Genomic DNA, 14,524 nt, shown 5'->3' on the forward strand with positions numbered 1-14,524 from the left:
GGTCGTCCCATCGCCATGCTGACGTCTCCCGTTCCGTTGACGTCAACATGCTACGTGAACATAGACCGGTTAACAACGGAACAGGACACTAGTACGCCGCTGCAGCCGGGATGGCGAGTTGTCGCCAAGGGTGAGGCCGAGTCCATTTGGGGAAAGGGGCCCACGAGCGCGACCCAACCGGGTGACGCCAACGATCCGACCGCCAACAACGGACCGAACAATTGCAATAGCCCGATGTGTGGCTATGACATCAAGGAAGGGACAGTCGGCGTTACGCTGTCGGACACCCCGGTCGGTTACGTGCCACCAATCGGCCCGTCGATGAAAGTGAAGGTGACGTACAACCAGCGCGAAGACAGCCAGCCCGCCAATTTCACATTCTTCAACGTTGGTCAGAAGTGGACATTGAATTGGCTAACCTACGTGACTGACGACCCGACAAATGCGGGCGGGAACGTGTCACGCTACCTTCCCGGCGGAGGAGCGTACTACTATACCGGGTACAGTGCTGGCACTGGACGCTTCACTCAGCAGAGTGATGACGGCTCGATACTGCTGCTGGCATCGCAATCGCCCATCACCTACCGTCGCATGCTCGCGAACGGCGGCGTCGAAGTTTACTCGCAGTCCAATGGTAGCGCCGCGTATCCGCGGAGAATCTTCCTGAGCCAAGTGATTGACCCGCAGGGGAATGTGGTCACGCTCAACTATGACAGTAGTCTGCGATTGACATCGATTACGGATGCGACGGGTAGGCAAACAACGTTCGCATATGGACGGCCCTCGTCGCCGTTGGCTGTCACCCAAATTACCGATCCGTTCGGGCGCAGTGCAATTCTGCGTTACGACAACTCTGGCCGGCTCACCTCGATTACAGACGTCATCGGATTAACTTCGAGTTTCGGCTACGACGCCAACTCACTGATTAACAAAATGACGACGCCTTACGGCACGACGAGTTTTTCGTATACGGCGCCGACCTCGAGTGGGCCACCGAGATTCGTCGATGTAACGGATCCGTTAGGCTATCACGAGAGGGAGGAGTGGGTGGAGCCGGCCTCGATACCGGACAGCGATCCGGCTGCCACCGTGCCGCAGGGTATGCCGATTACCTTGACCAACCAGTATCTTTCGTATCGAAGCAGCTTCCATTGGGACAAGAGTGCATACGTCACGGCGGGGTGTACTCCGACGGGCGGCTGCGACTACACGAAGGCACGGGATACGCATTTTGCCCACGTGTCGGGCGGGGCCGCAACAAAGTCGACCACGATCGAGAGTATCAAATATCCGCTCGAGAATCGCATCTGGTTCGCCTATCCAGGGCAGACCCAGAGTATCGCCGCGGGAATCTACAGTAGCCCCATAGCGACTGGCCGCGTCCTGGATGACGGCTCAACCCAGCTGACGCAAGCGTCATATGACACTTCCGGCTTCTTCAACCAGATCCAATCGAGTGATGCAGTAGGCCGGGTAACTGGGTTCAGCATTCCAAACCAGATCGATCTAGCTGCAGTGGTGCAGACGACAGCTGGTGCTCGGACAACCGTTGACCAGTACACCTACAACTATCTGCACCGCCCGATCGTACATACAGATGCGGCGGGGCAGACGACGATTAGCGCGTATAACGCGGCGGGACAGTTGACCGCGAAGACTAACCCGCTTGGTCAGACAACGCGTTATCAATACGATCCGAACGGAAATCTGACATCGATTGTGAATGCCAACGGGGTAACCTCGGCATCCTATACGTACGATACGTTCAATCGCGTTGCGACTTTTACCGACTCTGAAGGCTGGCAAGTATCGTATAGCTACGACAATGCCGATCGTGTTACGCGGGTCACCTACCCCGATGGGACGTACAAGAGGTTCACATATGACAAGCTGGACCTTGTTTCATATTCCGATCGAATTGGTCGCGTCTGGCGCTATACCTACGATGCGAATCGTCGACGGACCTCGATAGTCGATCCGGGCGGTCAACAGACTCTTCTGAACTATGATCCAAGCGGGCGGCTTGTCAGCCGAACGGATCCCAAGGGTAACGTCACAAGCTGGGACTATGACGTGCAAGGCCGATTAACGACGAAAACCTACGCGGATACAAGCAAGGTCACCTATACCTACGAGAATACGACGAGTCGCGTGAAGTCAATTACCGACGCGCTCGGACAGACCAAGCAATTCAATTATGCGAAGGACAATGCGGTTACGGCGATCACATACACCGGTGCGGTAAATCCGACGCCGAACGTTTCGTTTTCCTACGATGCGTATTGGCCTCGCATCGTGTCGATGAGTGATGGTACGGGCACGAACCAGTATAGCTACGTGCCAGTCGGAACATACGGCGCACTCCAACGTCAGCAGGAGAGCACGCCGTTTGCGAGCGGGACAATCTCCTATGCTTATGACGCGCTCGGTAGATTGAGCAACCGAACAGTTGCAGGTGCGGGGCCAGAAACTTTCCAGTACGACGCGCTTGGTCGACCGGTGACCCATGCAAGTGATCTGGGTTCTTTCACACTTGGTTACCTCGGACAGACCCGTCAGATCGCGTCACGCCAGCTTGCGGGTGCCTCGCTCGGAACGACATGGAGTTATCTTCCGAATTCGGGTGATCGGCGTCTTTCCGGTGTCAATACGACCGGATTGTCGTCTGGCCAGTACACAACGTTTCAATATACGTCAAACGACGAGGACATGACGACGGGCACCACTCAAACGAGTGACGCAACGATTTCCTATCCGTCAAGCGCGACGACGCAGACAGCGAACTACAATACGCTCAACCAACTCACGACGCTGTCAAATCCGCCCGCAGCAAGCCAGCCTTTGACGTACGACGCCAACGGAAATCTCCTATCGGATGGAGGGCGCACGTATAGTTGGGACGCCGAGAACAGACTGGTCGCGATCGCGTATCCTGGCCAGTCTGGCAAGGCGACCAGTTTCACCTATGACGGGCTGGGACGCAGAACATCAATTAGCAGTACGCCCGCGGGCGCTGGCGGAACGGTAACGACTTCCTACATCTGGTGTGGTCTGCGTCCTTGTCAAGCAAGAGGCATCAGCAACGCCGTGACACGCGGCTACTACGCGGAGGGCGAATTCCAACCGGGGAGTCCGGCGCAATACGCCTATTACGGGGTCGATCAAATCGGATCAGTTCGACGGGCCTTTACGAGCGGTAGCGCACCGGCTTACGACTATGACGCATACGGTGCCGCGTTGCAATCGAATCCCCCCTTGACCGACTATGGATATGCGGGGATGTTCGCGAACGCGGATAGCGGTCTGTACCTGACAATGTTCCGCGCCTACGATCCCGTGACGGGGCGATGGCTCTCACGCGATCCGAGTGGCGAGACAAGCGACTCAGAAGGAAACCTGTACGCTTATGTCAGTGGGGATCCGGTGCAGTTCAGCGACCCGACGGGGTTGCAGGCAATTCCAATTCCCATTCTGCCGCCAATGCCTGCGCCGGGTTGCAGTCCTGATACAGGAGGTGTTCCGAACTGGTTCATGGATCTGTTTAATGGGCCGACGTTTAATAGGCCAAAAAATCCTCCCGATGAGGGTCCCGAGAATGGTTGGATTGAGGGGCCGCGTCGAGGACGTGAATACGGACCGGATGGCTTGCCACTGCGCGATTATGACAAACCGCATCAAGGCAATGAGGTCGACCATGTGCATGAGTGGCCGGGGGGAGAGCGCGAGGAGCCAGGGCGCCCTTATTCTCCATGGCCCCGCAGGCCATGACAAACAGGAGTTCACCAATGATCGATTTCTCTGATTTCGTAGAAGCGCATGTCACTGGGATCGTCCTGACCGAGGACGATAATGGTGTCAGCATTTCTTTCCGCGGACAAGCCAAGCAGCGTTTCACCCTAGTTGCGAAAGGAGTGGAGCGTTTTGTCGCTGAAAAGTTCCGCGACAAGAGCATCGTTGACAGGGCTTTTCTATGGGACTTAATGAGTGATCCGAATGACTATCGGACCTCGCTAGCGCTTCTGCTGTCAGGGGTACCCCGTGACCAAATGAATGAGGCCATCTGGCTACCGGCAGTTGAGCGCGAGATCGCTGCGATCAAGCGCGGCGAGAAAGTCTTCCTTGAAATCGAGCCTGTATATGGAGGTTGGATTGTTCTTCTGGCGAAGAGCGTAACCGTAAGTAGATAGACGCCTTCTGGTGTGACACCATGGCACGGGATGCCTTCATTCGCGGCGCCTCTGCACTTGCGTACTCCCTCCGTACCGAAATATCAGGATCCGAAGAGCGGCGCCACCTGGAGCGGTCTAGGCAAGCCGCCTTCGTGGATTGCCAAGGCCAGAAATCGAGACCGCTTCTTGATTCCGCAATGAATTCGAGCCGGCGGGTCACCTTCGGTAGCTCACCGAAATCCGGCGGCTCACAGCAGGGGCTGAACCATTCCTTTCCACACGCGCCCACTGTCTGCTGATTTCGTTAGGAATTCATTTTACATAATTGTATCTGGCGAATTTTTTGTTGTAGCAGCTAGATTGAAATGTCCGCTTTGGTGTGCGGCAGCACGGCTGGAGTTGACGACGCGGCAGGCTCGCCGGCTGGTCGCCCGGCTGCGTGAGCATGGCCCGGCGGATTTGGTGTCTGGACACCGAGCGAAGCCTGGCAATCGTCGCCTCGACCCGGGAGCCGCCGACCGGGCGCTGTCGTTCATCCCCGATCGCTACGCCGATTTTGGGCCGACGCCGGCCTGCGAGAAGCTCTTGGAATGCCACGGCATTCGGCTGGCCAAGGAAACCAGTCAGGAAGCTGATGACGGACGCTGGCTTGTGGATTCCGCGCCGGCAACGACCGCCGAAGGTGTATCAGCCGCGAGCGCGCCGGGCGTGCCTGGGCGAACTGATCCAGATCGATGGCAGCGACCAGGATCGGGGATGGCGACATAGCGATGCAGTTCGCCCTGGATTGCCGCGCCGTTATTGCCTTCGCTGACTGTGCGCGGGTTCCCAATCGCGCTCAGGGAGCTTTTTTGTACGCCAGCAGTCCCCGCATCGCCTCTCCATCTGACCAACGACCAATCTCTGGATGGCGCGTTGCGAGGTTCTCGAGCCCTGACAGAACGACAACAAGCAGGACCCCCGCTTGTGAGGCCGTCTGTCCCTGGAGAGGAAAGACGCAAACTACCGCCGCTGCCAGAAACGTTGCACCCACGCCTGCAGCGTACACCGCGACACGCCGTGGCCGGGATATCGGCAACCATTTGAATTCGACGTGACCGGTGAATGGTAACCAACCATGCAGGAGCCGGAAATTCGGGCCGAACTGAAGGACCAAGCGCTGCTTTCCACCACCAAGTCTGAGCTCCGAAACGGGTACGCCGAATGCGATCCCCATCAGCAGATGCCCAAGCTCATGGATGACCGTCGATACCGGAACGGAAAGCCAAGCTGAGGCCACTAACATAAGCGCAGGGTCACGGTAGGCCGGATAGAGGTCAGCTGCAGCCGCGCTTGCGTAGATAAGCGAAATTGTTAATACGGGTCCCTAGATGAAAGACCATATCCGACTGATTTTCCGTGCCGTTACTCCGTCCACCGGCTACATAACCCAGAAGTACGAAGCGGCAAGGAGGCCCAGCGCCACGCTGACGGTTGCGGAAGCGATCAAGACGATCCGATCGCGCTCTCTCAATGGACCGTCTTCGTTCCAGGCGGTTACGGTGAACACCGTTGCTGCGAGGTATGCAACAGTAAGCGTCAGAAAGGCCGCGATCCCGTTCTTCGGCATCGCGTGCCCCAGCATAGAGCCGATCGAGAACATCACAATGAATGTCGAAATCGGAAGTGTGAGCGCGATCAGGCGCGTCACGCCCCCGACCCGCGTCCGCCTTTTAGTGTTTTTTTAGTGTTCAGACTGGGGTAAGGGAAGTTTGGCTTTGGGGGCCGGAGTGCAAAGCCTTGCTGGCATTGCCTCGGTACACAGCCACAATTCAAAGTTAAATGAAACGTGATGATCGGGATGGTCCGTCGAGGTGCGCTGGAATTTGCCGAAGCGCCGGCTGGTTACGGCCATCGAGCGGGTGAGCCGCCGACGGTGGCCGAGCCTCTGTTCGAGACGCGGTTTTTATTGTCTTTTTAGTGTTCGTCGAGCCGCGTGATGAATCCGGACTTGGGCTTGCCGATCGAATCGGATCGGGATGTGAGCGTTGTTCGATCGCGGTCGCGCATCACGTCGGGCGGCCGATGCGCGTGTGGACGCGGAAGTTTGACGGTTTTTATGTAGAAACTTCAGGGGGCCAGGTCAGGAAGAACGGTGCAGGAACGCACGCGATGCGGGTCCACCGGACCGCGCATGGTCGATGCGACGCCGCACTACGCCCGGTCGAGCAGGTCGGCGAGCAGCCTGGCCCCGGCGGCCCCCTTCGTGGAATCGGTCCACAGCCGGTCGATCATCTTCCGGTACATCGCGACGGCATCCGCCGACGTGGTGATCGTCGCGATGCCGGTACGGATGTTCGGCAGCTCGCCGAGCCGGAACGGCGATACCGCGATATGCGCGCTGTCGTCGTCCTCGAAGATCTGGAAGGTCTCGTTCGGCAGGTTGTCGCTGACGATGCCGATACGCACGCCTTTCGCATCGTCCTCGAGCATCCCGACGATTCGCATCACTTCCCGGCGCGCCGCCAGTTTGCGCTCGAGCTGCACGCCCGGCGGCAGCCCGAGGCGGCCGACCAGGCCGTGGTGCAGGAACTGCTCGATCTGGCGCAGCCCGATCAGGCTCGTCACGTTCAGCGGTGCGCGTCGGAACGCGGCTTTCCGGTCCGCGAGGATCGCCATCACTTTCGACAGCGTCTGCCGCCACGCGGCATCGGTCAGCGACGGCGGGATGCTTTCCTCGAGCATCTGGCGCAGCCAGCCTTCGTAATCGTCGGAGGTCAGCAGGAACGAGAACGGATCGAAATGCGCGAAGATCCGCTGCGAGCGGCTCTCGATCTGCCGCATGCGCTCGAAATAGCTGATCGCCGAATCGTGATACTCGACCTCGACGCCCATCAGGTTCGCGAGCGACACGCCGAACAGCGCGGCGAGCCGCTCGAGCGTATCGATCTTGACGATCTCGCCACGTTCGAGCTTGTAGACCGCCGCGCGCGAGATGTTCAGGCGCTCGGCGACATCCTCGCTGCGCAACTCGGCAGCCATCCGGTACGCGCGCAAGCGCTCGCCAATGCTGTCGAAGTCGAAGCGCGCGCCGCGCAGACGTGTTTTTCGGGAACCGGCGGTGGACATGAAGTACCTCTAGGTGGCGGGTGAAAAATCGACAGACACCGGTTGCGCGACCGCGCCGCCATCCTGCCGGGGGCATCGCGAAGATCGATGTTTGTCTATTTTTTTGTATCGGGTATTTTAACGTAGCCGACGACGGATGCTCGCACACCCGCGGCTTGCGCTCGTCTTGTGCGCGGTAACGGCCTGCGACCGGCCCGTGTCCGTGCGCGGGCACGCCGTCTAAATATTTGGACGAACGGCGCGCGCGCAGACGTGTCGGCGATAGAGGCATCGCACCTTCCAGACATTCCCACGTGCCGGCCCATTGCGCCGGGAGGAGAAAAGCATGACGTTGCGCACCCCGTGCGCCCGATTTCGGGCAGGATTCCTGATGGCCGGCGCGGCAGGCGCCATTGGCATCGCGCCGCTCGCGCACGCGCAGTCGAGCGTGACGCTGTACGGCGTTGCCGACGCTTTCGTCGGTTCGGTGAAGCAACCCGGCGCTCGCACGGCGCTCGTGCAGTCGGGCGGCGGGATGACGACGTCGTTCTGGGGCCTCGGCGGCAGCGAGGATCTCGGCAACGGCAACAAGGCGTTCTTCGTGCTCGAAAGCTACTTTCAACCGCAAAGCGGCGCGTACGGCCGCTACGCCGGGGACAGCCTGTTTTCGCGCAATGCGTACGCGGGATTGCAGACGCGGTTCGGCCAGCTTCGTCTTGGCCGGATCACGACGCCGCTGTATCTCGCGACGATCCAGTTCAACCCGCTGTTCAATTCGTACACGTTCTCGCCGATGATCTTCCACACGTTCAAGGGCGTGGGCGCCGAGGGCGTGGTCGGCGATTCGGCGTGGAACAACGCGCTCGCCTATACGAGCCCGACGTTCGGCGGCTTCAATGCGGGGCTGCTGTATGCACTCGGCAATACGGCCGGCCGGAACGGCGCCAAGAAATGGAGCGTCAACGCGAACTACGCGCGCGGCGCGTTCGCGGCCGCCGTGGTCTTCCAGTACGTGAATTTCAGCGCGACGCCTGGCGATCTCGACGGCGCGCTCGCCGCGGCGCCGGGCCTGTCGAGCCAGCGCACGGTGCAGGTCGGCGCGTGGTACGACTGGCGTGTCGTGAAGCTGTTCGCGCAGTACATGAACGTCGCGAACCGCGCGCAGCGCGGCAACTTCCACGGCGATACGCTGCAGGCCGGCGTCAGCGTGCCGATCGGCGTGGGTTCGCTGCTGGCGAGCTACGCGTATACGCATTCGAGCGGGGCGCTCGCCGACGGCGCGCATCGCAGCACCGGTGCGCTCGGCTACGACTATCTGCTGTCGAAGCGCACCGACCTCTATTCGGCGATCAAGGTCGATCACGTCGGCGGGCTATCGACCGGCATCACGTACGGCGCGGGCCTGCGCACGCGTTTCTGACGCAGGCATCGCGATGCGAGGCTTCGCGGTTTACCCCGATACATCGGATGCTTGCATTCCGTTTTTGATGCGGGTAGTCTAAATATTTAGACGAGGAGGAAAGCATGAACCTTATGGACGCCACGCAGTGGCTGGCACAGGACGTCGTCGGCTTTTCCGACATTCACCGGTTCGCGACGCGCTGCCGGGACGCGGCGGCGCCGCACGGGCGGGAATCGGCGGCGCTGGTGCTGCTCGCACAGGCGGCCGCGACGTTCGCCGAACGGCAGGAGGGCGTGGCGGTCTGCACGGAGACGGTGCAGGCGTTTCTCGCCGAACTGCGCGAGCACGCGCGGCGGCTGAGCGATGCGAGCGGGCGCTCGGACGACGCGCTGCTCGCGGCGCTCAACGGCTTCGCCGCGCAGGTGTCGAAGGAACTGGTCGTCTGATGCGCGACGCCGGCGCGAATCTGCCCGGGCCGCGCCCTTAAGCTGTGCGATGCCGACGATCGGGTCGCGGTCAGTTCGTCTAGAAAAAACGACAAACGACCGCGAAACGGACCGCCGGCATCGATATTTCCTCCTCACGATACGGACAATCATGGAAGCGAACCTTCGATCCTCCGCGGCCGCGCCCGCCGGCGCACCGCCCGAACGGGTGTCGCGCTACGCGTGGAAAGTGCTGGCCGGCTCGGCCATCGGCTATGCGATGGACGGCTTCGACCTGCTGATCCTCGGCTTCATGCTGCCGGCAATTTCGGCGTCGCTGCAGCTCGGCGCGCAGCAGGCGGGGGCGCTCGTCACGTGGACGCTGGTCGGCGCCGTCGCGGGCGGCGTGATTTTCGGCACGCTCAGCGATCGCTACGGCCGCGTACGCGTGCTGACCTGGACGATCCTGCTTTTCGCGGTGTTCACCGGGCTATGCGCGTTCGCACAGGGCTTCTGGGATCTGCTCGCGTACCGGACCATCGCCGGCATCGGCCTCGGCGGCGAATTCGGCATCGGCATGGCGCTCGCGGCCGAAGCGTGGCCTGCAGCCAAGCGCGCCCGCGTGTCGTCGTACGTGGCGCTCGGCTGGCAGAGCGGCGTGCTCGCGGCGTCGCTGCTGACGCCGCTGCTGCTGCAGAGCGTCGGCTGGCGCGGCATGTTCGCGATCGGCGTGCTGCCCGCGATCGTCGCCTGGGTGCTGCGCAACAAGCTGCACGAGCCGGAAGTGTTCGTCCGGAGCCAGCAGCCGGCGCGCACGGGCGCGCGTTTCCGGCTGCTGTTCGCCGATGCGCGCACGACCCGCACGAGCATCGGCATCGTCGTGCTGTGCGCGGTGCAGAACTTCGGCTACTACGGGATCATGATCTGGATGCCGACGTTCCTGTCGAAGCAGCTCGGCTTCTCGCTGACGAAATCCGGAGTGTGGACCGCGGTGACCGTGCTCGGGATGATGGCCGGCGTCTGGCTGTTCGGACATCTGGCCGACCGGATCGGCCGCAAGCCGACGTTCCTGCTGTACCAGCTCGGCGCGGTGGCGATGGTATTCGTGTATTCGCGGCTGACGGACCCGGCCACGATGCTGTGGGCTGGCGCGCTGATGGGCATGTTCGTGAACGGCATGGTCGGCGGCTACGGCACGCTGATGTCCGAAGCGTATCCGACCGCGGTGCGCGCGACCGCGCAGAACGTGCTGTGGAACGTCGGCCGTGCGATCGGCGGGCTCGGGCCGCTCGTCGTCGGCGCGCTCGCCGCGCGCTATTCGTTTCAGATCGCGATCGCGATGCTGGCCGCGCTTTACGTGCTCGACATGATCGTCACGGTCACGCTGATTCCGGAACTGAAGGACCGCGCGCTCGACTGACGCGCGTGCCTCCGCCCAACCGTAACGAGGAGAGAACGATGGACGTGATCGACGGGGCGCGCGCCTGCGCGCAGCCGTGGGCGGCCACGGTCGCCACGCACGCGTGCGACGTGGTCGCGCATCGCGCGGTGAACCGGCGCTATCGCTATCTGCGCGTGCGCGCCGACGCGCCGCTCGCGAGCGTCACGCAGGCCGGCCAGTTCTATCAGCTCGTCTGCCCCGTCAGCGATCTGCACCGGCCATTCCTGCCGCGCCCGATGAGCGTGTACGGCGTCGGCCCCGGCGCCGGCGAAATCGAGTTCCTGTACAACGTCACCGGCGAAGGCACGCGTGCGCTCGCGCAACTCGGCGTCGGCGCGCGGCTGTCGATCGTCGGGCCGCTCGGCCGCCCGTTCACGCTCGACGCCGATGCGCGACGGCTGCTGCTCGTCGCGCGCGGCGTCGGTCTCGCGACGATGGCGCCGCTCGTGCAGCGCGCGGCGCGGGCGGGCCTCGCGCTGACGGTCGTGATGTCGGCGCGCACGCCGGACGACCTGATGACCGCGGAATTCCTGCGCGGCGCGCCGGCCGACGTGCATGCGGTGTTCGACAGCGACGGCTCGTCGGCGGTCGCGAACGTGGACGCGCTGCTGCGCGCGAGAATCGCGCGCGATCGGCCGGACGCGGTCTACACGTGCGGCTCGCAACGGTTGCTCGCGCTGCTGCAGCGCGTGCTCGCCGGCCATCCGTCGATGCGCGGCGAGGTCGCGCTCGAGCAGCGGATGGCTTGCGGGATGGGCGTCTGCCTGTCGTGCGTGCGGATGTTCGACGACGGCGCGACCCGCGCATTCCGGCGCGTGTGCCGCGAGGGCCCGGTATTCGCGATTCGCGACGTGGTGACGGAGGGGGAGGTGGAAGTTGGCTGACCTGAGCGTACGCGTGGGCGAACTGCGCCTGCGCAATCCCGTGATGCCGGCATCCGGCTGTTTCGCGATCGAGTATCGCGATGCGCTCGACCTGACCGGGCTCGGCGCGCTCGTGATCAAGAGCGTGTCGCCCGTCAGCCGCCCGGGTAACCCGACGCCGCGTGTCGCCGACGCGGGTGACGGCATGTTGAATTCGATCGGCATTCCGAGCCGCGGCATCGACGACTATCTCGAACACGTGCTGCCCGCGTACACGGGCCACGGCACGCCGGTCGTCGCGTCGGTGTCCGCCGATACGGCGGACGCGTTCGCGCGCGCGTGCGAGGCGCTGTCGCGGCCGGACGTCGCGGCGATCGAGGCGAACATCTCGTGCCCGAATCTCGAGGCGGACGGCATGGCGTTCGGGATGGACGCGGGCATGACGTGGCAGGTCGTCGACGCGATCCGCATGCGCACCGGGCATCCGCTGTGGGTGAAGCTGACGCCGAACGCGGGCAACATCGCGAAGATCGCGCAAGCGGCACAGGACGCGGGCGCCGATGCGATCGTGATGGGCAACACGGTGCTCGGCATGTCGATCGACGTGCGCACGCGCCGGCCGTCGCTCGGCAACGTGATGGGCGGCCTGTCCGGGCCGTCGATCAAGCCGATCGCGCTGCGGCTCGTCCACCAGTGCTATCGCGCCGTGTCGATTCCGGTGATCGGCTGCGGCGGCATCCGGAGCGCCGCCGACGCCATCGAGTTCCTGCTCGCCGGCGCGAGCGCGGTGCAGGTGGGCACGGCGTCGTTCCGCGATCCGGGCGTGATGCGCACGATCATCGACGGGCTCGAGCAGTTTTGCGCGGACGAGGGCGTCGGCGCGATCGCGTCGCTGACCGGGCAGGTCAGGCTCGACGCGGCGCTGAGCGAGCGCTGGCAGCGCTTTTGCGCGGCGCCGGCGCGCGCGCGCGGCACGACGGCGGGGGCGTGATGAACGCGCATACCGACAGGCCGGACGCGCCAGCGGACCTCGACGTGCACGACGCGGCGGCGCTGCCGCTTGCCGAACTGACGGCGCTCGCCGAGCAGTGGTTCGACGAGATCCGCGTGCTGTCGGCGGACGGCGTCGGCGTCACGCGCGAGAGCTACGGCGACAGCGAAACGGCGGCCGCGCAGCGGCTGGCGGCGCACGCCGAACGCGAGGGCATCGCGGTGCGCGTGGACCGTGCGGCCAACCTGGTCTTCAGCCTGCCCGACGCGGACCCGCATGCGCGTGCGATCTGGGTCGGCTCGCATCTCGACTCGGTGCCGCATGGCGGCAACTACGACGGGCTCGCGGGCATCGTCGCGGGGCTGCTGTGCCTCGTCGCGCAACGGCGCGGCGGCCGCGCGTCGCCGCACCCGTTGAACGTGATCGCGCTGCGCGGCGAAGAGAGCGCCTGGTTCGGCAAGGCCTACATGGGATCGAGCGCGCTGTTCGGCCGGCTGACGCCGGACGATCTCGCGATGAAGCATCGCAGCACCGGCCGCCCGCTGGCCGATTGCATGGCGGCGGCGGGCGTCGACATCGACGCGGTGCGGGCGCGCAAGCCGCTGTTCGACGTGCGGCGCGCGCATGCGTATCTGGAGCTCCACATCGAGCAGGGGCCCGTGATGGTCGCGCGCGGGCTGCCGGTCGCGGTCGTGTCCGGCATTCGCGGCAACGTGCGGCACAACTCCATCAGCTGCATCGGCGAGGCCGGCCACTCCGGCGCGGTGCCGCGCGACCTGCGGCACGACGCGATCTTCGCGGTCGCCGAGCTGATCACGCGGCTCGACGAGCACTGGCGCCGGCTGCTCGAACGCAACATCGATCTCGTCGTGACGACCGGCATCGTGTCGACCGACCAGGACGAGCATTCGATTTCGCGGATTCCCGGCCAGGTGCATTTCAGCTTCGAGGCGCGCAGCGAGAGCACGGAGACGCTCGACGTCTTCCATGAATTGCTGATCGCCGAATGCAATTCGATCGCGCGCGAGCGTGGCGTGCGATTCGATTTCGACCGGCGGTTGGCGAGCGCGCCGGCGCGGATGGATGCCACCCTGCGCGCCGCACTTGCCGACGCGTGCACGCGGCTCGACGTGCCGTATGCGACGCTGCCGAGCGGCGCGGGCCACGACGCGGCGCTGTTCGCGAACGCGGGCGTGCCAAGCGGGATGCTGTTCGTGCGCAACGATCACGGGTCGCACAACCCGCACGAGGCGATGTCGATCGATGATTTCATGCTGGGCGTGCGCGTGCTCGCCGACACGATTGCGCGGCTGTGACCGGCAATACGGGAAGCGACGGGAAGCGATGGCGGCCGACGCGCCGTGGAGCCGGAACGCGTGCGGTTCACGCCGACGGAACGTGTGCGCCTGCGCCGCCCGCCGCGCGGTTCACGTGCGCGAGCACGAATGCATAGACGTCATCGAGCGCCGACACGATGCGCGTGCCGGCCGCGACGCCATCGAACGCGCTCGCGGGCCCGGTGCAGATCAACGGCTTCGCGAAGCGCGTCGCGAGGCGGATCTCGTCGAGCGTGCCCTTGCTCCCCGGCAGCGCGACGACGACGTCGCTCGTCAGCACGTTCACGTAGTTGCGGCTCAATGCGTCGTCCGGCGCGTCAGCTTCCTTGCGCGGCAGTGGCGTGACGATAGGCAGGTCGATGAACGGATTCGGATAGCCGGCGATCGGCACGAAGCCGAACAGCGGGTGCGCTTCGCTCGGCACGATGCCGATCGAGCGGCCGCGGCGCCCCGGCGTCGTCGCGTAGGCGCGCGCGACCGACAGCATCACGCCGCGGCCGGCGCCGGTCAGCAGGTCGAATCCTTGCGCGGCGATCCACGTTCCGAGCGGCGTCGCCCACTCCGGCCATTCGTTCTTGCCCGAGCCCATCACGCCAATGATCGCCATCTTGTCCTCCTGGTTGGCCGACGCGCGGCGTGTCGATCTCGGCGATCGCGCGCACCGTTCGTCTTTTTAATTATACACATCGACCGATTTCTGGTGATGCGGCGGCGATGACGGGCTGAAAATTGTGGATTTTCCCGCCTTGCATTTTTCCTTCACTTTATTTAGTCTAAAAAAATAGATTTATCGACGGACGTATCGCGAC

11 protein-coding genes and 2 pseudogenes are annotated in these 14,524 nt (G+C 63.6%); 10 read left to right on the forward strand and 3 right to left on the reverse strand.

The window, feature by feature from the left end:
- The first annotated feature begins 321 nt into the window (after window positions 1–321).
- From HWX76_RS23245 to HWX76_RS36760, 4 genes and pseudogenes are all read left to right on the forward strand, one after another.
- Entirely contained in the window at window positions 322–3,768 is a 3,447-nt protein-coding gene (locus HWX76_RS23245) for an RHS repeat protein (RefSeq protein WP_208458933.1), read from the forward strand.
- A gap of 17 nt (window positions 3,769–3,785) precedes the next feature.
- Entirely contained in the window at window positions 3,786–4,187 is a 402-nt protein-coding gene (locus HWX76_RS23250) for a hypothetical protein (RefSeq protein WP_050016129.1), read from the forward strand.
- A gap of 75 nt (window positions 4,188–4,262) precedes the next feature.
- Window positions 4,263–4,370, forward strand: a pseudogene (locus HWX76_RS23255) (H-NS family nucleoid-associated regulatory protein); the annotation flags it as partial.
- A 120-nt stretch (window positions 4,371–4,490) separates the two neighbouring features.
- Window positions 4,491–4,911 (forward strand): annotated as a pseudogene (locus tag HWX76_RS36760) (ISNCY family transposase); the annotation flags it as partial.
- 678 nt (window positions 4,912–5,589) lie between these two features.
- Here the strand turns inward: HWX76_RS36760 and HWX76_RS23260 are convergent.
- Together HWX76_RS23260 and HWX76_RS23265 are read right to left on the reverse strand one after the other, a co-directional pair.
- A complete protein-coding gene (locus HWX76_RS23260) occupies window positions 5,590–5,859 on the reverse strand; it encodes a hypothetical protein (protein ID WP_050016127.1) in 270 nt (89 codons plus the stop codon).
- Between the two features lie 503 nt (window positions 5,860–6,362).
- On the reverse strand, window positions 6,363–7,277 hold the full coding sequence (locus HWX76_RS23265) for a helix-turn-helix transcriptional regulator (protein ID WP_050016122.1): 915 nt from the start codon (window positions 7,275–7,277) through the stop codon (window positions 6,363–6,365).
- A gap of 325 nt (window positions 7,278–7,602) precedes the next feature.
- Here HWX76_RS23265 and HWX76_RS23270 point away from each other — a divergent pair, with 325 nt between their 5' ends.
- The 6 genes from HWX76_RS23270 to HWX76_RS23295 all read left to right on the forward strand — a co-directional run bounded on the left by HWX76_RS23270 (window position 7,603) and on the right by HWX76_RS23295 (window position 13,694).
- A complete protein-coding gene (locus HWX76_RS23270) occupies window positions 7,603–8,676 on the forward strand; it encodes a porin (protein WP_050016121.1) in 1,074 nt (357 codons plus the stop codon).
- A gap of 104 nt (window positions 8,677–8,780) precedes the next feature.
- The gene (locus tag HWX76_RS23275; RefSeq protein ID WP_011660795.1) at window positions 8,781–9,104 is read left to right on the forward strand and encodes a hypothetical protein; all 324 of its coding nucleotides are present in this window, start codon (window positions 8,781–8,783) and stop codon (window positions 9,102–9,104) included.
- A 151-nt stretch (window positions 9,105–9,255) separates the two neighbouring features.
- Window positions 9,256–10,503 (forward strand): MFS transporter, encoded by a 1,248-nt coding sequence (locus HWX76_RS23280; RefSeq protein WP_050016119.1) that lies wholly within the window; start codon window positions 9,256–9,258, stop codon window positions 10,501–10,503.
- Between the two features lie 38 nt (window positions 10,504–10,541).
- Entirely contained in the window at window positions 10,542–11,408 is an 867-nt protein-coding gene (locus HWX76_RS23285) for a dihydroorotate dehydrogenase electron transfer subunit (protein WP_089490219.1), read from the forward strand.
- Window positions 11,401–12,378, forward strand: coding sequence for a dihydroorotate dehydrogenase (locus HWX76_RS23290; protein ID WP_176016397.1), 978 nt, complete (start codon window positions 11,401–11,403; stop codon window positions 12,376–12,378). Before HWX76_RS23285 ends, HWX76_RS23290 begins: the two co-directional genes overlap by 8 nt.
- The gene (locus HWX76_RS23295; RefSeq protein ID WP_050016194.1) at window positions 12,378–13,694 is read left to right on the forward strand and encodes a hydantoinase/carbamoylase family amidase; all 1,317 of its coding nucleotides are present in this window, start codon (window positions 12,378–12,380) and stop codon (window positions 13,692–13,694) included. Before HWX76_RS23290 ends, HWX76_RS23295 begins: the two co-directional genes overlap by 1 nt.
- A 67-nt stretch (window positions 13,695–13,761) precedes the next feature.
- Here the strand turns inward: HWX76_RS23295 and HWX76_RS23300 are convergent, their stop codons facing one another.
- Window positions 13,762–14,322 carry a DNA-binding protein gene (locus HWX76_RS23300; RefSeq protein ID WP_050016115.1) on the reverse strand — a complete coding sequence of 187 codons (561 nt, stop codon included), beginning with the start codon at window positions 14,320–14,322 and terminating at the stop codon, window positions 13,762–13,764.
- Window positions 14,323–14,524: the final 202 nt, after the last annotated feature.

Origin of the sequence: Burkholderia sp. BCC0398, assembly GCF_902833245.1 — a bacterium.
GTDB lineage: Bacteria > Pseudomonadota > Gammaproteobacteria > Burkholderiales > Burkholderiaceae > Burkholderia > Burkholderia sola.